Here is a 22,374-nt window from a genome sequence, read left to right on the forward strand (position 1 = left end):
ATGACTGAGCTTCACGCGCTCGCCGAGGCGATCGGCCTCGTCCGGGTCTGGTGGGATGTCGTCGCCCGGCAGCAGGAGGTGACCGACGAGGCGCTAGCTGCCATTGCCACCGCCCTCGGCTATCCGGCCGACAGCGAAGCGGCCATCGCCGACAGCCTCGCCCGAATCGCCGACGAACGGCGACGGCCGCCGGCGCTGATCGTCACCGACGCCGGCCAGCCGACGCCGCTGCCCGCCAGCCTCGGCCGCGCCGAGCTTGTCGCCGAGGACGGCCGCAGCCTGGCCCTTTCCATCGAGGGCAGCCACCTGCCGGCCATCGACGAGCCCGGCTACTATCGTATGGCCATCGGGCCGCACGAGCTGACGCTGGCCGTGGCGCCGCGCCGCTGCCACGGGCTCGACGCGTTCGGCAGCGACCGCCGTTTCTGGGGGCCGTCGATCCAGATCCCGTCGCTGCGCGGCCGGGTGCCGCAGCCATTCGGCCATTTCGGCCATCTCGACGACGCCATGCAGCGTTTCGCCAGCCTCGGCGCCGACGTGGCGATGATCAATCCCGTCCACGCGCTGTTCCCCGGCCACGGCATCGGCTTCAGCCCCTATTCGCCGTCGAGCCGGCTGTTCCTCAACGGCGCCATGGGCGATCCGGCGCTGGTCGGCCTGCCGCCGCTGCCGGCCGACGAGGAAGGTGGCGCCTTCATCGACTGGGAAGGCGCCCTGCCCCGCCGCCTTGCCCAGCTCAGGGCGGTGTTCAACGGCCTTTCCCCGGACATGCGGTCGCGTGTCATCACCGACAGCCTGGCCGGCGGCGATGTCCTGCGCCGCCACGCGGTGTTCGACGCGCTCGACGTCCGCTTCCGCTCGCGCGGCCTCGGCGGCTGGCAGGCATGGCCGGCTGTCTTCCACGATCCCGACGGGCCGGCGGTGCGCCAGTTCGCCGCCGAGCATCCGGATGAGATCGCCTTCCACCTGTTCGTCCAGTGGCTGGCCCACGAGAGCCTCGTCGCCGTGCAGAGCCGCTCCAAGGCGGCGGGCATGGCCATCGGGCTCCTCGCCGATCTGGCGGTCGGCGTCGATATCGGCGGCAGCGACAGCTGGAACATGCGCAACCACTTGCTCGACGGCCTGACCATCGGCGCGCCGCCCGATCCGCTCGGGCCGCTCGGCCAGAACTGGATGCTGACCGGCTTCTCGCCGCGCGGCCTTGCCGAGAGCGGTTACGCGCCGTGGATCGCCACCTTGCGGGCGGCGCTGAGCCGGGCCGGCGGCCTGCGCATCGATCATGCCTTCGGCCTGTCGCGCCTCTGGGTGATGCCGGACGGCCGCGCGTCGAGCGACGGCGCCTATCTCACCTACCCCTTCCGCGACCTCATCCGCCTCGCCGCCCTGGAGTCGCACCGGGCGCAGGCGCTGATCATCGCCGAGGATCTCGGCACCAAGCCCGGCGGCTTTGCCGAGGCGATCGACGACACCGGCATGTTCGGCATGCGCGTCCTGTGGTTCGAGCGGGCGCTCGACCACGGCTTCATCGGCCCGCAGGACTATCCGCCGGAGAGCGTCGCCATGACCGGCACCCACGACACCGCCACCGTCGCCGGCTGGTGGACCGGGCACGACCTCGACTGGGCCGAGGAGCTTGGCCGCCTGCCGGCCGATTCCAACCGGCAGCGGGAGGAGGAGCGGCGCGCCTGGGATCGCGGCCTGCTCTGGGCCACCTTCGGCGGCGAGGAGCCGCGGCCAGCGCCCGACGATCCGGCGCCGGTGGTCGAGGCGGCGCTGCGCCACATCGGCCGGGCACGCTCGCAGCTGGCGCTGGCGCCGCTCGAAGACCTGTTTGCGCTGGAAGAACAGCCCAACCTGCCCGGCACCATCGACGAGCATCCCAACTGGCGCCGCCGCATGGACGCGCCGCTCGAAGACCTCATCGCCGATCCCGCCACCGCCGAGCGCATCGACACGCTGGCGAAAGCCCGCAAGGAGCCGCCAGCCGGGTGGTGAGGGTGAAAAGGAGCCCCGCCTTGAAGGTCAGACCTGCCCTGCCGGCGGATTCCGAGGGTATGAGCATCGTCCTTCGGGACATTATCGCCGCCTGGAAGAGCGACCGCCCCAGTTCAGCCGAGCATGTCCGGACATATTACGTCGAGCACCCCAACCGGATCGAATGCTTGGTCGCCGTGTCCCAGCAAGGCGACATTCTCGGCTTCCAGTCGCTGCAACGCGCCACCGATGGCAACCCCTGGGGCGTCACTCCGGGCTGGGGCTTCATCGGCACCTATGTGAAGCTCGACTCGGGGCGCCGGGGCATCGGAACGGCCCTGTTCGCGGCGACGAGAGACGCCGCCCGGAAGGCGGGGTTGCCGAGCATCGACGCGACGATCGGCGAGCACAACGACCTCGGGCTCGCCTATTACGAGGCCATGGGCTTCCGGACCTATCGCCGGCAGCCGGGCATGATTTCCAAGGTCTACACGCTCTTTCCATGAACCGGCGCCGGATTTCCCGGCACCGGTACTGATTGGACCCGCCAAGGTCGCCGCTTCTACTTCAGCAGGCTGCCCAGCACGCCGCGCACCAGCGCCCGGCCGAGTTGCGAGCCGACCTGGCTCGACACCGACCGCACCACCGACTTGATGGCCGCCTCAGTCACCGTCTGGCGGCCGCCGTAGCCGTAGGTGTCGCGCTTGGCCGCCCGCTCCTCGCTCGCCTCGCGACGGCGGCGATCGGCGGCGCTTTCGTATTCGTCGAGGCGCGGCCGGCGGGCCGGCTCGTCGTAACGGCTCTCGGGCTGTGGCGCTGGCGCGCTGTCCCGGCTGCGACCCCAGCCGAAGTCGGGCACGCTGAAGCCGGGGCTCTGCCGTTTCGGCGTCGGCCCGGCCGGCTGCCGCGTCTCCCGCACGCCGCTCGCCCGCGCCCTCAGCACCTCGAAGGCCGACTCGCGATCGACGGTCTCGTCGTAGACGCCGGCCAGCGGACTGGCGGCGATCAGCGCCGCCCGCTCCTCATCCTTCAGCGGCCCGAGACGAGACGACGGCGGCCGGATCAACGTCCGCTCGACCATCGACGGCACCGCCTTGCCCTCCAGCATGGAGACCAGCGCCTCGCCCTGCCCCAGTTCGGTGATCGCCGTGAAGGTGTCGAAGGCGGGGTTGGGACGGAAGGTGTCGGCCGCCACCTTTACCGCCTTCTGCTCGCGCGGCGTATAGGCGCGCAACGCGTGCTGGACGCGATTGCCGAGCTGGGCGAGCACGCTTTCGGGGATGTCGAGCGGATTCTGCGTCACGAAATAGATGCCGACGCCCTTGGAGCGGATCAGCTTCACCACCTGCTCCACCTTGTCGACCAGCACCTTCGGCGCCTCGTCGAACAGAAGGTGCGCCTCGTCGAAGAAGAACACCAGCTTCGGCTTGTCGAGGTCGCCGACCTCAGGCAGTTGCTCGAACAGCTCCGACAGCAGCCAGAGAAGGAAGGTGGCGTAGAGGCGCGGCGTCTGCATCAGCTTGTCGGCGGCCAGCACGTTGACGGCGCCGCGGCCGTCGCCGGTCATCTTCATCAGGTCGGAAATCTGCAGGCCGGGCTCGCCGAAGAAGCGGTCGCCGCCCTGTTGCTCCAGCACCAGGAGCTGCCGCTGGATGGCGCCGACCGTCGCCTTGGCGACGTTGCCGTAGTTGGCGGTCACCGCGTCGGCGTTCTCGCCGACATAGGCGAGCAGCGAGCGCAGATCCTTGAGGTCGAGGAGCAGCAGGCCCTCGTCGTCGGCCACCTTGAAGACGATGTTCAGCACGCCTTCCTGGGTGTCGTTGAGTTCGAGAAGGCGCGACAGCAGGAGCGGCCCCATCTCCGAAATCGTCGTGCGGATGGGGTGGCCCTTGACGCCGAACAGGTCCCAGAACACGGCCGGCGCCGCCTTGAGCTGGTACTCCTCGGAAAAGCCGATGGCGCGCGCCCGCTCCTCGAGGAAGTCCTTGGCCTCGCCGGGGGCGCCGATGCCGGAAAGATCGCCCTTCACGTCGGCGCAGAACACCGGCACGCCGGCGTCCGACAGTCCTTCGGCCAGCACCTGCAACGTCACGGTCTTGCCGGTGCCGGTGGCGCCGGTGACGAGCCCGTGCCGGTTGGCGAGCTTCAGCGTCAGATATTGCGGCTTGGTGCCAGACCCGACGTAGACCTTGTCCTGTTCCAACATGCCCGCATCCTTCCCGACGTTCTCGACCAACTTTCAAAGCGTTCTAACCCGAGGCACAGGTCGGCCTCAATGCCGCCGATGGAAGGAAGGAGCCTGACATGTCGCCGATCGACAAAAAACCCGCCGGCGGAACCAGCGGGTTTCCACGTCGTGGCCGTGTCGAGCGCCGTCAGTCGGCCAGCGTGATCTGGCCGTAGCGCAACGCCTCGACCACCGCCTGCGTCTTGTTGGTGGCGTCAAGCTTCTCGCCGGCATTCTGAAGATGGGCGTGCACCGTCCGCTGGGAAATGTTGAGCGTCTCGGCGATCTCCTGCGCCGTCATGCCGAGCGCCGTCAGCTCCAGGACGCGCCGCTCGCGCGCCGACAGGTCACCGGGGCGGGAGTCGATGAGGTAGCCGAGCGCCCGGAGCCGCCGGAAGGCCTGGTTGCACAGGAAGTCGAAGGCAACGAGGTCGAGTTCGGTCAGCGATAGCGCCTCGCCGAGGCCGATGACGGCCGCCTGATAGGGCGGGATGGAGGTGATCGGCACCGCGACGATGCGCGCCGACGCCTCGGGACCGGCGGCGGCCACCAGGTCGGAATGGCCCGAGATGCTGACGCCGTCGATCAGGCACGGCCGATGGGCAACGCGACAGCGCTCCAGCACCGGATCGCCCTTGTTGATGGTGATGAGCTGGCCGCGTTCGGAACGAATGTCCGGCCAGCGAATATGCAGCACCAGCGGCTCCACCGGACGGCCCGGCATCGGGAGGCCCGAAATCAGCACATGGCTGGCGCCATGGCCCAATAGGCGACGCTCGATCACCTCGAAGATCTTGTTCGCGCTGGAACAGGTGCGGAGGCCGACTGCGTCAGCCAGGATGTCGTCTGGCGTATTCATGATTTCGACCCAACCCTCCGGCCGCCAGGAAGGCGGCAGTTCGTTTCAAGTGCCCGCATGCTTCGACTGCTTTCCGCATAAAAACGCACGATTGAACGAACAGTTTCCTTGTAGAGCACATTTTTCGTCAAATAAAGCCTTTCATGCTGAAAATGTACAATATTACACCAATTATTACGCTTCTCATTTTCAAAAAGGGCTTATTCACGGTTCTCTTTCTTAATTATTTCATTCAAAAACTTTCATGTTTCATGCGGAACGACGCCCGCATGACAGGTTTATCACGCAGGAAGTTTAGTATCGACTTTTGGATTGAAATTTATTTATAGAAAATAATGAGACCAATGAGAACCGCTGTGTACTTATCCAGAAACGAGTACATCGGCCTTGCATGCAGCCTGCATTCGATTGAACGATTTAAAACCTCAAGTCACACCGTTACCTGTGTCCACCATCCATGGTTACATAAAAACGCTTCAACAAGCTGTAGTTTATGAATTTCCAATCCGGCGATGCCTGCCGATGGGGTCGGAAGTCGGCTCCAGCGGGACCTCCCGATTTCCCGGCCGGTTAGCCAGCAACATTTTATTGTGGATTTTACTTAGATGCAATGCCGGCGCGCCGCGCGCCTTTGCCCTCGTCGCGTCGGCCGAAGATGGACTATAAGGTGATCCATCTCACCTGGAGACACCGATGTCCGTTACCGCCGTTCTTTCCCGCGTCGACGCCGACTTCCCGAAAAGCCTCGACCGCCTGTTCGACTTCCTGCGCATCCCCTCGATCTCGGCCGATCCGGCCTATGCCGGCGATTGCGCCCGCGCCGCCGACTGGCTGGTGGCCGAGCTGACCGCGCTCGGCTTTGCGGCCTCGGTGCGCCCGACGCCCAAGCATCCGATGGTGGTCGGCCACTACGACAAGGCCGGCCCCGGCAAGCCGCACGTGCTGTTCTACGCCCATTACGACGTGCAGCCGGTCGATCCGCTGGAGCTGTGGGACTCGCCGCCCTTCGAGCCGGTGGTGAAGACGATGCCGGACGGCAGCAAGCGCATCCTTGCCCGCGGCGCCGAGGACGACAAGGGCCAGTTGATGACCTTCCTGGAAGCCTGCCGGGCGCTGATCGCCGAAACCGGTACGCTGCCGGTCAATGTCACCTTCTTCTCGGAGGGCGAGGAGGAATCGGGCTCGCCGTCGATGATCCCGTTCCTGGAGGCCAACAAGGAGGAGCTGTCCGTCGACGTGGCGCTGGTCTGCGATACCGAGATGTGGGACCGCAAGACGCCGGCCATCACCACCATGCTGCGCGGTCTGGTCGGCGAGGAGATCTCCGTCCGCTGCGCCAGCCACGATCTGCATTCCGGCTCCTTCGGCGGCGCGGCGCTCAATCCGCTGCACGTGCTGACCAGGATTCTCGGCGGCCTGCACGACGATGACGGCCGCGTCACCCTCCCCGGCTTCTACGACGGCGTCGCCGACTTGACCCCCGAACTGCGTGCCAACTGGGAGGGTCTCGGCTTCGACGCCGCCGCCTTCCTTGGCGGCGCCGGACTGACCACGCCGGCCGGCGAGACCGATCGCACGGTGCTTGAGAAGATATGGTCGCGGCCGACCGCCGAGATCAACGGCCTGGCCGGCGGCTATGCCGGCCCCGGCTTCAAGACGGTACTGCCGGCCGCCGCCGAGGCCAAGGTGTCGTTCCGCCTGGTCGCCGGGCAAGACCCCGACAAGATCCGCGCTGCCTTCCGGACGTATGTCACCGACCGCCTGCCGCCCGACGCCAAGGTCGAGTTCAACGGGCACGGCGGCAGCCCGGCCGTCCATATCGCCATCGACGGCCCGGCGGTGGCCAAGGCGCGGGCGGCGCTCGAAGCCGAATGGGGCAAGGCGCCGGCACTGATCGGCTCGGGCGGTTCCATTCCGGTGGTCGGTCACTTCAAGTCGATCCTCGGCATGGACAGCCTGATGATCGGCTTCGGCCTCGATGACGACCGCATCCATTCGCCCAACGAGAAATACGAGGTGTCGAGCTACCACGGCGGCATCCGCTCCTGGGTGCGCATCCTCGACGCGCTCGCCTCCTGAGGCGATCGCCAGCATTGCGGCCAATCCGGCGGCCGGGCCGTCCCAGCGGGGCGTCCCGGCCGCCGTTTTCGTCTGATGAGTTGTTGTATCGGTCTATTGCGCATTGACGAGGGAATTGCATAGCCTTATTGATTGAAAAAAATCATTTGAAGGCTGTATCCCTCAATGAAGATCACCTTGCGGACGGTGGCTGAGGCAGCAGGCGTCAGCGTGGCGACGGTCGACCGTGTGCTGAACCGGCGCGACGGCGTGCGTTCGGTGACCATCGACAAGGTGGAAAGCGCCATCCGCCAGCTCGGATATGCGCCGTCCAGCCTGGCCGGCCGGGTGCAGCCCGGCACCAGCCGCTTCGCCTTCGTGCTGCCGCGCGGCCACAATCCGTTCTTCGAGGCGCTGGAATCCAGCATCCAGCGGCTCGGTGACTGGCTGCCCTACAAGGGCGCCGGCTTCGACATCCGCCATGTCGACGTGTTCGACGGCGAGATGCTTGCCGAGGCGTTGAGGGAAATTCGGCAGGATAGCTATGCCGGCGTCGCCGTCGCCGCCCTCGACCATCCCGCCGTGCGCGAGGCGATCAACGCATTGAAGGCCGATGGCGTCGCCGTGGTGACGCTGGTGTCGGACGTGCCGAGTTCGCGCCGCGACCGCTTCGTCGGCATCGACAACACCGCCGCCGGCCGCACCGCCGGCTCGCTCATCGGCCGCTTCCTGCCCAACCAGGCCGGCAAGGTAGCGCTGCTGGCCGGCTCGCTGGCGCTGCGCGACCATGCCGAGCGCCGCTTCGGCTTCGAGCAGGTGATCGCCCAGGACTTCCCCGATGTCCACGTCATCGCGCTGCGCGAGGGCCGCGACGATCCGGCCCGTGTTCACAAGCTGGTCGAGGATCTGCTCCGCCAGCATCCGGACCTCGGCGGCATCTACAACGCCGGCGCCGGCAACGCCGGCGTCATTTCGGCGCTGGAGGCCAGCGGCCGGGCGCGCGACATCGTCTACATCGCCCACGAACTGATCGAGGAGAACCGCGAGGCGCTGGTGCGCGGCACCATCGATGCGGTGATCAACCAGGACCCCGGCCACGAGGTGCGCTCGGCGGCCCGCGTGCTGCTGTCGCTGACCTCCGACTGGCAGATCATCGACGAGCAGGAGCGCATTCGCATCGACATCTTCCTGCGCGACAATCTCCTGTAGCACCGGATACCAAACAACACTGGGAGGAGACCATGACCACCTATCTCGGCCTCGACATCGGCACGTCGTCGGTGAAGGCCGTTCTCGTCGGCGACGGCGAGAAGATCATCGCCACCGCCTCGGCGTCGCTTGAGGTGTCGCGGCCGCATGCCGGCTGGTCCGAGCAGGACGGCGACAGCTGGATCACCGCGACCGAGAGCGCCATCGACCAGCTCAAGGCCAGCCATCCGAAGGAACTTTCGGCCGTGGCCGGCATCGGCCTTTCCGGCCAGATGCACGGCGCGACGCTGCTCGACAAGTCCGACAAGCCGCTCCGGCCGGCCATCCTCTGGAACGACGTCCGCTCGGCCGCCGAATGCGCCGAGCTGGAAGCCCGCTGCCCTGATCTCCGCGCCATCGCCGGCAACATCGCCATGCCCGGCTTCACCGCGCCCAAGCTCGCCTGGGTGAAGAAGCACGAGCCGGAGATTTTCGCCAAGACCGCCAAGGTGCTGCTGCCGAAGGACTATGTCCGGCTGTGGCTGACCGGCGACTACGTTTCCGACATGTCGGACGCCGCCGGCACCCTCTGGCTCGACGTCGGCAAACGCGCCTGGTCGCCGGAACTGCTGGCCGCCACCGATCTTTCGCTCGACCACATGCCGCGCCTCGTCGAAGGCACCGAATCCTCCGGCAATCTGCGCGCCGAGCTGACCGCCCGCTGGGGCATCGCCAAGGCGCCGGTGGTGGCCGGCGGCGGCGGCGACAACGCGGCGAGCGCTGTCGGCATGGGCGCCGTCAAGCCCGGCGCCGCTTTCGCCTCGCTCGGCACCTCGGGCGTGCTGTTCGTCTCCAACGCCTCGTTCTCGCCCAACACCGAGGGCGCGGTGCACGCCTTCTGCCATGCGGTGCCCAACACCTGGCACCAGATGGGCGTCATCCTGTCGGCCACCGACAGCCTGCAATGGCTGTCGCACCTCCTGGAGACGCCGGCGCCCGAGCTGACCCGCGGCCTCGACCCGAAGCCGGCCAAACCGTCGCCGGTCACCTTCCTGCCCTATCTCTCCGGCGAGCGCACGCCGCACAACGACGCCGCCGCGCGCGGCGTGTTCGTCGGCCTCAGCCACACCACCGGCCGCGCCGAGCTGACGCAGGCCGTGCTCGAAGGCGTCGCCTTCGCCTTCCGCGACTGCCTGCGCGTGCTGAACGACGCCGGCACCGACATCGACCGCGCCTTCGCGGTCGGCGGCGGCTCGCGGTCGGAAGCCTGGTTGCAGATCATGGCGGCCGTGCTCGACCGGCCGCTCGACATCACCGCCGAGGGCGACTACGGCGGCGGCTTCGGCGCTGCCCGCATGGGCCGCATCGCCGCCACCGGCGACGATCCGTTCGAGACGCTGACGCCGCCGCCGGTCGCCCGCACCGTCGAGCCGCACAAGGCGCTCGTTGCCGCCTATGCCGACCGCTACGCCAAGTATCGCGCGCTCTACCCGGCCGTCCGGGACGCGCTTGCCTGACACCTGAGTAAAACAAAGAGAGGAAAGACCATGACCCATCCGTTCTGGGGCAATCTCAAGCCCGTCAAATACGAAGGCCCGGAAAGCCGCAACCTGCTGGCCTTCCGTTATTACAACAAGGACCAGGTTGTGCTTGGCAAGCGCATGGAGGATCACCTGCGCTTCGCCGTCGCCTATTGGCACTCGTTCGCCTGGGGCGGCGGCGACCCGTTCGGCAATGGCACCTTCCTGCGGCCGTGGTTCACCGGCTCGGACGAGCTGGAGCTGGCCAAGGTGAAGGCCGACGTCGCCTTCGACCTGTTCCAGCTGCTGGACGTGCCCTTCTATTGCTTCCATGACCGCGACATCGCGCCGGAAGGCAAGACGCTCGCCGAGTCCAACAAGAACGTCCGCGCCATCGCCGAGATCTTCGCCAGGAAGCAGGAAGAGACCGGCGTCAAGCTGTTGTGGGGCACGGCCAACCTGTTCTCCAACCGCCGCTTCATGGCCGGCGCCGCGTCGAACCCCGATCCGGACGTGTTCGCCTACTCGGCGGCCCAGGTGAAGAACGTCTTCGACATCACCAAGGAACTGGGTGGCCAGAACTACGTGCTGTGGGGCGGCCGCGAGGGCTATGAGACGCTGCTCAACACCGACCTGAAGCAGGAACAGGACCAGCTCGGCCGCTTCCTGACCATGGTCGTCGACTACAAGCACAAGACCGGCTTCAAGGGCGCCATCCTGATCGAGCCTAAGCCGAAGGAGCCGACCAAGCACCAGTACGACTACGACGTCGCCACGGTGTTCTCCTTCCTCAAGGCCTACGGCCTCGAAAAGGAAGTGAAAGTCAACATCGAGCAGAACCACGCCATCCTGGCCGGCCATACCTTCGAGCACGAGCTGGCGCTCGCCAACGCGCTCGGCATCTTCGGCTCGGTCGACCTCAACCGCGGCGACGACCGCCTCGGCTGGGACACCGACCAGTTCGGCATGAACGTGCCCGAGCTGACGCTGGCCATGCTGGAGATCATCAAGGCGGGCGGCTTCACCACCGGCGGCCTCAACTTCGACGCCAAGGTCCGCCGCCAGTCCCTCGACCCGGAGGATCTGGTCATCGCCCACGCCGCGTCGATGGACGCCGCCGCCAAGGCGCTGCTCAACGCCGAAGCCATCATCAAGGACGGCCGTCTCGCCAAGAACCTCGAGGCGCGCTACGCCGGCTGGAAGGGCGCCGAGGGCAAGGCCATCCTGGCCGGCGAGCGGACGCTCGAAGATCTCGCGGACTACGTTGCCAAGAACAACGTCAATCCGGAGCCGAAGAGCGGCAAGCAGGAGCAGCTCGAAGCCATCGTCAACCAGTTCTGCTGATCGGCGAACGCCCCCTGAAACAACGAGAGGCCGGGATTTCCCGGCCTCTTCCGTTTCTCGCCAATCGGTGCGTTGACGCGGCCGCTCATCCCGCCTTTCGGAGAATGTCGGAGACACGCGATAGATCGCCCGGATTCGGCAAGGCTGTTCTATATTTCATATTGCCTGCCGCATCCTTGTAAACCTTGAACCAATAGACTTCGATCAGGACCGGCGTTCCAGTTCCCACCCAGCTCGTATTCGATGATTTGCTGTATTTCAGATCGATACTACCAACCCCGGCAATCTCAAGAGAAAGCCCGTCTTTGCTTCCTTTTTCCTCGCCGAAGTAAATATCGGCCTTCTGGGCGCGAACCTCACCCTGCACAAACATGTGGTAGCCGCGCGTATTGGCGCTCGCTTCAGTCAACCGCCAGGGATCATGCTCTTCACGGGCGGCGTTCTGAAAGGCCATTTGGATGGCATCGCCCGGCCGAGTGACGGACAGCTTGGTAAAGTCCTCGAGTCTGACGGACATTTCCCTGGAAATCTGTCCGCTCAGCTTGGCGATGTCCAGCTTCTTGGAGTTTGCTTCCAAACCGAACGATTTGAGATTGCCATAGGTAACAGTAGACGCTTTGGGAGATCCGGCCATAGGAAAACCAGCCGCGTTAATTTCTTCAACTTTCTGGATCTGCCCAAGTTCAAAATCGACGTAATATAGGCTTCCGATCTGATTGAAGCCAGAATTGACTAAACCTGCCGCAGTGGTTGAAAAACGAGTGTCCACCGTAACACTCGGCGAGCAACCGATCACAAGAGCTGGAAGCCCAAGCGCAAATAGCATGCTCTTTGCAAATTTCATAGCCTCCCCCCACAGCACTTCTGAATTGATACTCATTACTACAAATCCAGAATGCCATAGAATCCTGACGTTGCAATGCAGATATTCAGCAATCCTTGGCCGCAAATCGTATATAGGAGCGTCACCCCGTCTGGCTCAAAGCGACGAGGATCTTTAGATTGATATCGCTGCCATTGCAGAACGGGCGAAGAACGCGCCGGTCCGTCCTCACCCCACCGGCGGCACCCAGATGATGCGCTGGAGCGTAGCGCCGGACAGCGTCGCGTCGTCGGGCAGGCCGCCGGCCGAGATGTAGCCGGGAATGGCGAAGACGAAGGTGACGTTGGGTGCGCCGCGCGCCGTGCAGATCGGCATGGCCAGCCAGTTGCCCTGCCCTTCGCGGCAGTCGGCACGGTTCATGCGCGCCTCGCGGAAGGTCATGCCGATGCGCTCGCCGTTGGGACCGACGAGGCTTTCGGAAACGCCGTGGATGGGGCCGATCCTGCCGCCTTGACCGGGCAGCACCTGCAGCACCTGCAAGCCATCCCGGAACAGCGCCAGCGCGGCGACGCTCTCGCTCTGCTCGGTGGCCATGGTCACCGACGACACGACGTAACCGGGCTCCAGCGCCTCGATCGCCTTCTTGGAGAAGGCGGTGCCCGGCGGCAGGCCCGGCACGCCGGCGGCGGTGATGCGGAAGGTGGCGGCGCGCGACGGCGGCGGCGTGAAGTCCGAGTCGGAGCCGAGAAGGGAGCAGCCGGCGAGAGCGGCGGCCGTCAGAACGCCGGACAGGCGCAGGAGAACACGAATGCGAGTCATGCCCTTCGATAGCACAGCCATCCCGCCGATTGAAGCGATGGCCGCCGACGCCGTACGGTAGTCCCCCTTCTCCGAGCAACCCTGCCGGCCACCGGCCGCGGCCTTTTGAGGATGGACCCGGCCGATCCGGCTTCCTAGACTTCGAGTCCGTGCGTCCTGCAACAGGGGTTCTCGCATGAAAGTTGCCGTTCTCGGTGCCGGCGTCATCGGCATCACCACCGCCTACTATCTCGCCAGGGCCGGCCATGAGGTCACCGTCTACGATCGCCAGCCGGGTCCGGCGCTCGAGACCAGCTTCGCCAACGCCGGCGAGATCTCGCCCGGCTATTCGACGCCCTGGGCGGCGCCGGGCATTCCGCTGAAGGCGCTGAAATGGCTGTTCATGCGGCACGCGCCGCTGATCCTGCGGCCGACGCTCGACCCGCACGTCCTGCCGTGGGTGATCTCGCTGCTGATGAACTGCACGTCCTCGGCCTATGCCCGCAACAAGGGCCGCATGCTGCGCGTCGCCGGCTACTCGCTCGATTGCCTGATCGCGCTGCGCGAGGAGACCGGCATCGCCTACGATCACCGCTCCCTCGGCACCCTCCAGCTGTTCCGCAGCCAGAAGCAACTCGACCAGGCCGGCCGCGACACCGAGGTGCTCACGGCCGACGGCGTGCCCTTCGAGGTGCTCGACCGCGACGGCGTCGCCCGCGCCGAGCCGGCGCTCGCCGCCGCCCGCGACGGCTTCGTCGGCGGTCTGCGCCTGCCGCTCGACGAGACCGGCGACTGCTATCTGTTCACCACCGCGCTGGCGGACATCGCCGAGGGCCTCGGCGTCCGCTTCCGCTACGGCGTGTCGATCGCCGGCATCGGGACGGCCGGCGGCGCGGTGAGCGGCGTCGTCACCTCCGAGGGTACGATCACCGCCGACCGCTACGTGCTGGCGCTCGGCTCGTGGTCGTCGACGCTCGGCCGGGCCATCGGCCTCAGGCTGCCGGTCTATCCGGTGAAGGGCTATTCGCTCACCGCCAACATCGTCGACGAAGCGCGGGCACCGGTGTCCACGGTGCTCGACGAGACCTACAAGGTGGCGGTCACCCGCCTTGGCAGCCGCATCCGCATCGGCGGCATGGCCGAGATCAGCGGCTACCGCCGCGATCTGCCGCCGACGCCGCGCGGCACGCTGGAATATGTCGCCGGCAGCCTGTTTCCGGGCGGCGACCTCGCCAACGCCGCCTATTGGGCCGGCCTCCGGCCGATGACGCCGGACGGCACGCCGATCATCGGCGCCACCCGCTATGCCAACCTGTTCCTCAACACCGGCCACGGCACGCTCGGCTGGACCATGGCCTGCGGCTCGGGCCGGCTCGTGGCCGATCTGGTCTCCGGCCGCAAGCCGGACATCGAAACGGCCGACCTTTCCCTGTCCCGCTATGGCTGAGTGGTTGTCAACGTAGTCAGAATTATTCCCCATGCCCTATCGGAGCGATTGAAGCCGGTCCGGCGATTGGCTAGCACTTGGGCGAAGAAGCACAGCACTCCAAGGGGAATCATATGTTACTGGCCTGCGGCGACGCGCTGATCGATTTCGTGCCCGTCAAATCGGCGGACGGCCGGGACGCCTATGTGCCGGCGGTCGGCGGCTCCTGCCTCAACATCGCCGTCGCCATGTCGCGCCTCGGCGCCCTGACCGGTTTCGTCGGCGGCATTTCCAACGACATGTTCGGGGCGATGATCGCCGATCACCTGATCGCCTCCGGCGTGTCGCTGCGCTACGTCCGCCGCTCCGACGATGAGACGACGCTGGCCTTCGTCCGCTTCGTCGGCAACGAGCCGCACTACGCCTTCTACGATGAAACCACGGCGGCCCGCCTGTGGAGCCACCGGCCGGACAGCATTCCCTTCCCGGCCATCGAGGCGCTGCACGTCGGCTCCACCACGCTGATCAACGAGCCGGTGTCCTCGGAATATCTCGCCATGTTCAAGGCGGCGAAGGGCAAGACAACGCTGTCCTTCGATCCCAACTGCCGGCCGACGCTGACCCATAACAAGGCCGCCTACACGGCGCGCATGGCCGAGTTCGCCCGCACCGCCGACATCGTCCGCATGTCCGACATGGACTTCGACTTCCTGTTCGGCGGCAACGACTTCGACGCCAAGGCGCAGGACGTGCTCGATGGCGGCGCCGCCCTGTTCATCGTCACGCGCGGCGGCGACGGCGTGATCGCCTGGCACCGGACGGCCGGCCGGCTGGAGGTTCCCGCCCCCTCGGTCAAGGTCGTCGACACCATCGGCGCCGGCGACACCTTCCAGGGGTCGTTCCTGGTGGCGCTGAAGGAGGCGAACCGGATCGCCCGGCCGGCGCTCGAGGCGATCAGCCGCGACGAGCTTGCCGCCGCCCTGGCCTTCGGCACCAAATGCGCCGCCATCACCTGCTCGCGAGCCGGCGCCAATCCGCCCTGGCGTGCCGAACTCTGAGCGCATTTCAGCCTTTCCGGGCGGGCTGAACGCCTATCAAAGAATACTTATTTCACGAGGCCATGCGACGGGAGATCGGTTGTGTCCGCTCTTCCGTCCTGGGCTACCGGAGTGCCGACAGCCGGATGGTAATGCTGTCCGGCTAATTATTTTTCATTTTCGTTTCGGCCGTTTGCAGGCCATTCCGTCCGATCTGCCGCGCCTGATCAGCCGTCGCTGCTGTCCCTGCCGCTAAAATACATCCACAATGGTCTCTTTTATTCGACTGTAAAATTAAACAGAAAAACCGTGATGTAAAAATTGTCAGCTTTAGAATGACCGTTTCGCGGGAGTATTCATTGGGAGATGCCCATGGCGGACCATCTCTCCTTCCCGATCCGGCAGGTTTCCTGCGGCGGTTCGACCGACGATGGTTTTCCTTGTGGCAGGACAGGCCGCTTGCAAGGTTGAATCATGATCGACTTCGGCTCCGTCCTGATCGTCGGCGGGAACATGTATCTCGGCCAGCTCCTGCGCCGCTCGCTGGACCGGCGCTTTTCCCGTGTACGATCGCTCGACAGCCAGCCGATGTCGCCCCTCCGCGACGGCGAGGAACTTGTCGTCGGCGACATCGGCCATCCCGAGTTTCTGTCCGATGCCATGGCCGGCTTCGATATCGTCGTCGACGTTTCCAAGCTCGACCTCGCCCGCTGCGGTAGCGGCGATCCGGCGGCCAGCGCCCTTGGCGCCTTCGGGCTCTGGGAGGGCGCGCGTCTGGCCGGCGCCCGGCGGGTGATAGTCCTGGTCTCCGACGGCGTCGTCGGCTTCTACCGCCGCAGCGCCACGCTCGACCACCTGACGCCGTCGCGGCCGGACAGCCCGATCGGCCTGATCGGCACCGTTCAGGAAGCCGCCGCCTCGCTCTACGCCTACAAGTTCGGCATCCGGGCCATGGCGATTCGCATGGGATCCTGCCGGCCTGAACCGCTCGACGAGCGGATGCTTTCCACCTGGATCTCGCCGTCGGACTTCTGCCGGCTCATCGAGATGGCGCTGTCGGCCGACTATCTGTTCGAGATCGTCTACGGCGTATCGGCCAATGCCGACCGCTGGTGGGACAATGCCAATGCCCGCCGCCTCGGCTACGTGCCCCGCGACAGGTCCGACCGCTTCGCCGCCGCGCTGCGCGGGCGGCGGTCGGCCAACGCGGTGGAGAATGCCTTTCAGGGCGGCGCGGCGGCGGCCAGCGACTTTGCCGGCGACATCAGGCGCATCCCCTGAGAGCCTGCCCGGAACCTCTGTTGAGGCGGGCATCTCGCTTCGCTTTCTGCGCTCCCGGTGCTCACGAACCGCACGTTCGCTCCGCTCCGGTTCTCGAAGCTATCGCTATCTGCCTGATGCCAACGAGTTTCGTGTCAGGCTCTGACCGCCGGCGCGGCGGCTTCGGCAATTCTTAACCTGTGACTGTCAACATTCACCCGATAGGCGGGATCATGTTCGATGTCGGTTGAGCAGAGAAACGGACTCAGGCGGAGAACGCTCAGGGCGGCGAAGATCGTCTATGGCGACTATCGCTACATCGTCGATTGCGTCGTGCGGGACACCAGCCCTGGCGGCATGCGCGTTCGCTGCGACCATTCCCACGAGATTCCTCAGGAGTTCTTCATCTACGACCCGACCGAGCAATCGCTGCGGCGGGCTGAGGTGATGTGGCGGCGCGACAATGAACTCGGCCTGCAATTCACCGCCGACCCCATCTATATCCACGAGAGCCACGATCCGCGCCACGCCCGCTTCCGCTTCATGTAGCGCCGGGCGCCGGTCTCTTCATTCGGCGTTGGGGGCCGTCTCGGCGGGCGCGTAGGTCTTCGCCCAGTCGTGCAGGGCGTCGCCGACCGTGCGGAGCGCCTTGCCGGCATCCGACAGCTCGTATTCGACGCGCGGCGGCGCCTCCTCGTAGTCGTGACGGACGACCAGCCCGGCCTTCTCCAGATCGCGCAACTGGGCGGCCAGCATGTGCTGGGTGATGCCGGGAATGCCGCGCCGCAGCTCGTTGAAGCGACGGGGACCTTCCGACAGCAGGCAGATGATCTCGCCCTTCCACTTGCCGGTGATCGCCTTGAGCCCGCGCTGGACCACGGCAAGATAGTCCTGCAGTTCGACCGAGCAGTTGAGCCTGCCCGATGCCGCGGCCGGCCCGGACCCAGGATCGAAGGACATCGCGACCTCTCCACACACCAAAACTATACCGTGAGATAGGACCATTGGCCGTGGTGGAAAAGCGGAAAGCGCCCGAACCGCCATCACAAGCGCGTGCGCGGGGATCGTCAGCTCAGGCCGACGATGCGCCCTTCTCCGTCGAGGCCGATGCGGTTGGCCGCCGGCACGCGCGGCAGGCCTGGCATGGTCATGATCGAGCCCGACAGCACCACCACGAATTCGGCGCCGGCGGCGAGGCGCACATCGCGCACCGGCAGGATATGGCCGGTCGGCACGCCCAAGAGCCGCGGATCGGCGCTGAAGGAGGACTGCGTCTTGGCGATGCAGACAGGCAGGCGGCCGAAGCCGCGCTCCTCGTACTCGACCAGCTTTCGGGCGGCGCGCCCGTCGTATTCGACGCCGGCGGCGCCGTAGATCTCGCGGGCCACCGTCTCGATCTTCATGGCCAGCGGCGCCTCGTCCGGATAGAGGAAGACGAACGGACGGCGGCGCGGCGCGTCGAGCACCTCCTGCACCAGCCGCGCCAGTTCCTCGGCGCCGCGCCCGCCATCGGAGAAATGGGTGGCGAGCGCCGCCGGAGCGCCGACCCCGGCGCACAATTCGCGCAGGCGGTCGATCTCGGCCGCCGTGTCGCTGCCGAAGCGGTTGATGGCGACCACCACGTCCGGGCCGAACTTCCGGAGATTGTCGAGATGCCGGGCGAGGTTGACGAAGCCGGCCTCAAGGGCGGGAATATTCTCGACGCCGAGATCCTCCTTGGCGACGCCGCCGTGCATCTTCAGCGCCCGCACCGTCGCCACCAGCACCACGGCGTCGGGGCGAAGGCCGGCCTTGCGGCACTTGATGTCGAGGAACTTCTCCGCGCCGAGGTCGGCGCCGAAACCGGCTTCGGTGACCACGACGTCGGACAGGCCGAGCGCCGTCTCGGTGGCGATCACCGAATTGCAGCCATGGGCGATGTTGGCGAAGGGACCGCCGTGCACGAAGGCCGGCGTGCCCTCCAGCGTCTGCACGAGGTTGGGCTGCAAGGCGTCCTTCAGCAGCACCGCCATGGCGCCGGCGGCGTTCACCATGTCGGCCGTCGCATAGGAGCGGTTGCCCAGTTCGCCAATGACGATGCGCTTCAGGCGGGCTTCGAGATCGGCGAGATCGGTGGCCAGGCAGAAGATCGCCATCACCTCCGAGGCGACGGTGATGTCGAAGCCGTCCTCGCGCGCGAAACCGTTGGCGATGCCGCCGAGGCCGTTGACCTGGTGGCGCAGCATGCGGTCGTTCATGTCGAGCACCCGCCGCCAGGTCATGCGCCGGCCGTCGAGTTTCGGCTCGTTGCCCCAGTAGATGTGATTGTCGATCAGCGCCGACAGGAGATTGTGCGCCGAGGTGATGGCATGGAAATCGCCGGTGAAATGAAGGTTGATCGCCTCCATCGGCACCACCTGGGCGTGGCCGCCGCCGGCCGCGCCGCCCTTGATGCCGAAGCATGGCCCGAGCGACGGCTCGCGCAGGCAGATACTTGCCTTGCGGCCGAGACGCGACAGCGCATCGCCGAGACCGACCGTGGTGGTGGTCTTGCCCTCGCCGGCCGCCGTCGGCGAAATGGCGGTGACCAGCACCAGCTTGCCGCGCTGCCGCCGGCGCGCCTCCGCCACGAAAGCGTGCTCGATCTTGGCAATGTGGCGGCCATAGGCGATCAGCGCGTCTTCGGGGATGCCGAGACGGCCGGCCACCTCGCCGATCGGCCGGAGGCGGGCGGCGCGGGCGATCTCGATGTCGTCAAGCATGGATGCACTCGTGGTTTCCGGCAGCGGCCGGTAAGGAAAAATATATAGCCCGACGCGACTTTTCTGTTGTCTCGACCGGACATTTCGCCTTTGCTGGGAAAGGGAATGGCCGCTGACCCGTTCCGTCCCGACGGAGTTGCCGTTGACGCCTGCCGATCGACCTTCTTCCGGCCGCACCCTCGTACGCGGTCGCGTGCTGAGCTTCAAGCGTCCGCCGCTGGGGGCCGGCGATGCCGCCTCCTACAGCTATGTCGAGGATGGCGTCGTCGTCATCGACGACGGCAGGGTGAGCATGGTGGCGGAGGCCGGGGAGATCGGCCGGCTCGGCGGCGAAGGGGTCGCGCTCCACGACTTTTCCGGCAAGCTGATCCTGCCGGGCTTCATCGACACCCATATCCACTTTCCCCAGACGCAGGTGATCGCCTCCTATGGCGCGCAACTGCTCGAATGGCTGACGAGGTACACCTTTCCCGCCGAGTCGCGCTACGGCGATGCCGATTTCGCGGCGGCAGAAGCCCGCTTCTTCATCGACGAACTGCTGCGCAACGGCACCACCACGGCGGTCTGCTACGGCTCGGTCCACAAGGCGTCGGCCGAGGCGCTTCTCGCCGAGAGCGAGCGGCGGGGCACGGCGATGATCGTCGGCAAGACGGCGATGGACCGCAACGCGCCGCCCGACGTGCTCGACAGTCCGCAGGCCGCTTACGACGACACGGCGGCGCTGATCGCCGCCTGGCATGGCCGCGGCCGGCAGAGGGTGGCGATCACGCCGCGTTTCGCCATCACCTCGACGCCGGAGCAGCTGGAAGCGCTCGGCAGCCTCGCCCGCGCCCATCCCGACTGCCTCGTCCAGACGCATCTTTCGGAGAATCACGACGAGATCGCCATGGTGCGGCGCCTCTTCCCGGAACGGGCCGACTATCTCGACGTCTACGACCATTACGGCCTCATTGGCGCGAAAAGCCTGATGGGCCATGCCATCCACCTCAGCCCGCGCGAGGTGGCGCGGATGTCGGAGAGCGGCGCCGTCGCCGTATTCTGCCCGACGTCCAATCTGTTCATCGGCTCCGGCCTGTTCGACTACAAGGGGCTCGAAGCCCATCCGGTCCGCATCGCGCTTGCCACCGACGTCGGCGGCGGCACCAGCTATTCGATGCTGGAAACGGCGGCCGAGGGCTACAAGGTGATGCAGCTCCAAGGGCAGAAGCTGTCGGCCCTCGAAGCCTTCCACCTGATGACGCGCGGCAACGCCGAGGCGATCGGCGAGCCGGATCTTGGCCGCATCGATCCGGGTGCCCATGCCGATCTCGTCGTGCTCGACGGCGCGGCCAGGCCGGCCATGGCCCATCGCCTCGCGGCGGTCGACGGCGATCTTGAGGAAGAGTTGTTCGTCCTGATGACCATGGGCGACGAGCGGAACGTCTGCGAGGTGTTCGTCGGCGGCCGGCCGCAGGGCGTGCGGCGCGCCGATTCCTAGGGCGCCGCCATTTTTTCGACCCTTATAAAGAATATATTGCCATGGTGGCATGGCCGGCGTTAGCATCAATGAAATCGATTGCTGGCAGCGATGGCCGAGAGGCGGCAATCGCCCCGAATTTCGGCGCATGTGCGGGGCGGGCTGCGCTATTGCACGCAGAACCGGCTTCCGGTAACGTTTCGGAAATTGGTGCCGGCTTGGGAGGGAGGCTCCACGCCGGCTGCCCGAGGGGACACCGCCGGCCGGCGCCGGCGGAGCATCGGACCGAAAGGCTTGCCGCTTTTCGGAGAAATCCGATGCGGTATCAAAAAGCTGGAGCGGCGGCGCGGACTTGACCGGGCATCCGACGCTCCAGGGGAGGATGATGTGGCGCGCGACCTGCCGTTTTCGATCCAGCTGCATTCGGCCCGGCTGTTTCCGCCGGTGACGGATCACCTGCCGCATCTCGCCGCGCTTGGCTACACCAACGTCGAGCCGACGGATCTCCTCTACGACGATCCGGCGGCGCTGCGCGAGGCGCTCGACGCAAGCGGCCTCACCGCCCTGAGCGGCCATTTCCCGCTCCATCTTCTCAACGACGATCCGGATGCCGTCTGCCGCATCGCCGAGACGCTTGGCATGCGCCTTGTCGTCTGCCCCGGCGCGCCGGAGGAGGCGTGGCCCGGCACCACCGATGGCTGGCGGCGCTTCGGCGAGCACCTTGCCGGTATCGCCCGCCGGCTGCGGTCGCGCGGTTTCGGCTTCGCCTGGCACAATCACGACTACGAGTTCCGGCCGCTGCCGGACGGTTCGCTGCCGATCCAGCACATCGTTGCCGATCCGGCGGTGCATCTCCAGATCGACGTCGCCTGGGTGGCGCTGGCCGGCCTCGACCCGCAGCCGTGGATCGAGGGCTATGCCGGCCGCATCGCCGCGGTCCACGTCAAGGATATCGCGCCGCGTGGCAGCCGGACCGACGAGGACGGCTGGGCGGACGTCGGCTCCGGCCTGGTGCCCTGGCCCAAGCTGTGGAGAACGGCGATGGCCGCCGGCGCCGAACTGATGATCGCCGAGCACGACAACCCCTCCGACTTCGACCGCTTCGCCCGCCGCAGCATCGAGGCCATGCGCGCCTACTCGGCCCTGTCGGACGCCGAGGCATCCGTGACGTCGGAGTGAAGGTCGCTGCCCGCACGAGGGCGCGCTACCGGCAAAACGCACGGAAACCGCCGGCGGGCGGTATTGTCGTTTCCGTCAATATGTTGAATTTGCGGGAAGAATGGTCGGAGTGGCGTGATTTGAACACGCGACCCCCTGCTCCCGAAGCAGGTGCGCTACCAGGCTGCGCTACACTCCGTAACCGTCGGTGGGGCGGTGTATAGCGTCCCCTCCCCGCCTCCGCAAGCCCCAAAATCACGCATGTGGATCAGGGCCTCCGCGCATCCCAAATCGCCCGGTGGAACGACCTGTCATAGACGCATCGGCGGCACCGTCGGCCGTGCCGGCGTTGTTGCAGTCGCCTCTCGTAGCGGCTATATCGTGCGGACTGCGGCCGAGGCCGCCGGATGGGGTGTCGCCAAGTGGTAAGGCAGCGGATTTTGATTCCGCCATTCGTAGGTTCGAATCCTGCCACCCCAGCCAGACGATTCTTCCCGTGAAATCC

The 22,374-nt window shown here is 66.4% G+C and carries 18 protein-coding genes and 2 tRNA genes; 13 read left to right on the plus strand and 7 right to left on the minus strand.

Annotation, left to right across the window (positions count from 1 at the left end):
- Both malQ and H512_RS0104960 read left to right on the plus strand, forming a co-directional pair.
- On the plus strand, window positions 1-1,995 hold the full coding sequence (gene malQ, locus H512_RS22545; RefSeq protein WP_036789984.1) for a 4-alpha-glucanotransferase: 1,995 nt from the start codon (window positions 1-3) through the stop codon (window positions 1,993-1,995).
- A 59-nt stretch (window positions 1,996-2,054) separates the two neighbouring features.
- Window positions 2,055-2,480 carry a GNAT family N-acetyltransferase gene (locus H512_RS0104960; protein WP_210162659.1) on the plus strand — a complete coding sequence of 142 codons (426 nt, stop codon included), beginning with the start codon at window positions 2,055-2,057 and terminating at the stop codon, window positions 2,478-2,480.
- Between the two features lie 56 nt (window positions 2,481-2,536).
- On the opposite strand, the gene H512_RS0104965 is transcribed toward H512_RS0104960, so the two are convergent.
- Together H512_RS0104965 and H512_RS0104970 are read right to left on the minus strand one after the other, a co-directional pair.
- The gene (locus H512_RS0104965; RefSeq protein WP_026782535.1) at window positions 2,537-4,180 is read right to left on the minus strand and encodes a helicase HerA-like domain-containing protein; all 1,644 of its coding nucleotides are present in this window, start codon (window positions 4,178-4,180) and stop codon (window positions 2,537-2,539) included.
- A gap of 169 nt (window positions 4,181-4,349) precedes the next feature.
- Complete coding sequence (locus H512_RS0104970; RefSeq protein ID WP_036789988.1) at window positions 4,350-5,060, minus strand: helix-turn-helix transcriptional regulator; 711 nt, start codon at window positions 5,058-5,060, stop codon at window positions 4,350-4,352.
- 693 nt (window positions 5,061-5,753) lie between these two features.
- Between H512_RS0104970 and H512_RS0104975 the strand changes: the two genes are divergently transcribed.
- From H512_RS0104975 to xylA, 4 genes are all read left to right on the plus strand, one after another.
- Entirely contained in the window at window positions 5,754-7,139 is a 1,386-nt protein-coding gene (locus tag H512_RS0104975; RefSeq protein WP_026782537.1) for a M20/M25/M40 family metallo-hydrolase, read from the plus strand.
- Window positions 7,140-7,304: 165 nt separating this feature from the next.
- Window positions 7,305-8,327: a LacI family DNA-binding transcriptional regulator gene (locus tag H512_RS0104980; protein WP_036789991.1), complete on the plus strand. Its 1,023-nt coding sequence runs from the start codon at window positions 7,305-7,307 to the stop codon at window positions 8,325-8,327.
- 32 nt (window positions 8,328-8,359) lie between these two features.
- Window positions 8,360-9,823, plus strand: coding sequence for a xylulokinase (gene xylB, locus H512_RS0104985; protein ID WP_026782539.1), 1,464 nt, complete (start codon window positions 8,360-8,362; stop codon window positions 9,821-9,823).
- A gap of 30 nt (window positions 9,824-9,853) precedes the next feature.
- The gene (gene xylA, locus H512_RS0104990; protein WP_026782540.1) at window positions 9,854-11,170 is read left to right on the plus strand and encodes a xylose isomerase; all 1,317 of its coding nucleotides are present in this window, start codon (window positions 9,854-9,856) and stop codon (window positions 11,168-11,170) included.
- A gap of 85 nt (window positions 11,171-11,255) precedes the next feature.
- Here the strand turns inward: xylA and H512_RS0104995 are convergent, their stop codons facing one another.
- Both H512_RS0104995 and H512_RS0105000 read right to left on the minus strand, forming a co-directional pair.
- Window positions 11,256-12,050, minus strand: a complete 795-nt coding sequence (locus H512_RS0104995; RefSeq protein ID WP_156899357.1) for a hypothetical protein — start codon at window positions 12,048-12,050, stop codon at window positions 11,256-11,258.
- A 171-nt stretch (window positions 12,051-12,221) separates the two neighbouring features.
- Window positions 12,222-12,812: a DUF1131 family protein gene (locus tag H512_RS0105000; protein WP_053239560.1), complete on the minus strand. Its 591-nt coding sequence runs from the start codon at window positions 12,810-12,812 to the stop codon at window positions 12,222-12,224.
- Window positions 12,813-12,987: 175 nt separating this feature from the next.
- On the opposite strand from H512_RS0105000, the gene H512_RS0105005 reads away from it, so the two are divergent.
- The 4 genes from H512_RS0105005 (at window position 12,988) to H512_RS22550 (ending at window position 17,063) form a co-directional block, all read left to right on the plus strand.
- Window positions 12,988-14,238, plus strand: a complete 1,251-nt coding sequence (locus H512_RS0105005) for a D-amino acid dehydrogenase (RefSeq protein ID WP_026782543.1) — start codon at window positions 12,988-12,990, stop codon at window positions 14,236-14,238.
- 113 nt (window positions 14,239-14,351) lie between these two features.
- Window positions 14,352-15,275, plus strand: a complete 924-nt coding sequence (locus H512_RS0105010; RefSeq protein WP_026782544.1) for a carbohydrate kinase family protein — start codon at window positions 14,352-14,354, stop codon at window positions 15,273-15,275.
- Window positions 15,276-15,728: 453 nt separating this feature from the next.
- Window positions 15,729-16,535 (plus strand): NAD-dependent epimerase/dehydratase family protein, encoded by an 807-nt coding sequence (locus H512_RS0105015; protein ID WP_053239561.1) that lies wholly within the window; start codon window positions 15,729-15,731, stop codon window positions 16,533-16,535.
- A gap of 219 nt (window positions 16,536-16,754) precedes the next feature.
- On the plus strand, window positions 16,755-17,063 hold the full coding sequence (locus H512_RS22550; protein ID WP_053239562.1) for a PilZ domain-containing protein: 309 nt from the start codon (window positions 16,755-16,757) through the stop codon (window positions 17,061-17,063).
- 18 nt (window positions 17,064-17,081) lie between these two features.
- Here H512_RS22550 and H512_RS0105025 read toward each other — a convergent pair whose 3' ends face one another.
- Together H512_RS0105025 and H512_RS0105030 are read right to left on the minus strand one after the other, a co-directional pair.
- Complete coding sequence (locus H512_RS0105025; RefSeq protein WP_084798308.1) at window positions 17,082-17,474, minus strand: winged helix-turn-helix transcriptional regulator; 393 nt, start codon at window positions 17,472-17,474, stop codon at window positions 17,082-17,084.
- Between the two features lie 107 nt (window positions 17,475-17,581).
- A complete protein-coding gene (locus H512_RS0105030; RefSeq protein ID WP_026782547.1) occupies window positions 17,582-19,255 on the minus strand; it encodes a formate--tetrahydrofolate ligase in 1,674 nt (557 codons plus the stop codon).
- A gap of 142 nt (window positions 19,256-19,397) precedes the next feature.
- Here H512_RS0105030 and guaD point away from each other — a divergent pair, with 142 nt between their 5' ends.
- Window positions 19,398-20,732 carry a guanine deaminase gene (gene guaD, locus H512_RS0105035; RefSeq protein ID WP_026782548.1) on the plus strand — a complete coding sequence of 445 codons (1,335 nt, stop codon included), beginning with the start codon at window positions 19,398-19,400 and terminating at the stop codon, window positions 20,730-20,732.
- 366 nt (window positions 20,733-21,098) lie between these two features.
- On the plus strand, window positions 21,099-21,890 hold the full coding sequence (locus tag H512_RS22555; RefSeq protein ID WP_245585346.1) for a sugar phosphate isomerase/epimerase family protein: 792 nt from the start codon (window positions 21,099-21,101) through the stop codon (window positions 21,888-21,890).
- Window positions 21,891-21,991: 101 nt separating this feature from the next.
- On the opposite strand, the gene H512_RS0105045 is transcribed toward H512_RS22555, so the two are convergent.
- Window positions 21,992-22,068 (minus strand) — tRNA-Pro (locus H512_RS0105045).
- 209 nt (window positions 22,069-22,277) lie between these two features.
- Between H512_RS0105045 and H512_RS0105050 the strand changes: the two genes are divergently transcribed.
- A tRNA-Gln gene (locus H512_RS0105050) sits at window positions 22,278-22,352 on the plus strand.
- Window positions 22,353-22,374: the final 22 nt, after the last annotated feature.

It is taken from the genome of Pleomorphomonas koreensis DSM 23070 (assembly GCF_000425185.1).
GTDB classification, from domain to species: Bacteria; Pseudomonadota; Alphaproteobacteria; order Rhizobiales; family Pleomorphomonadaceae; genus Pleomorphomonas; species Pleomorphomonas koreensis.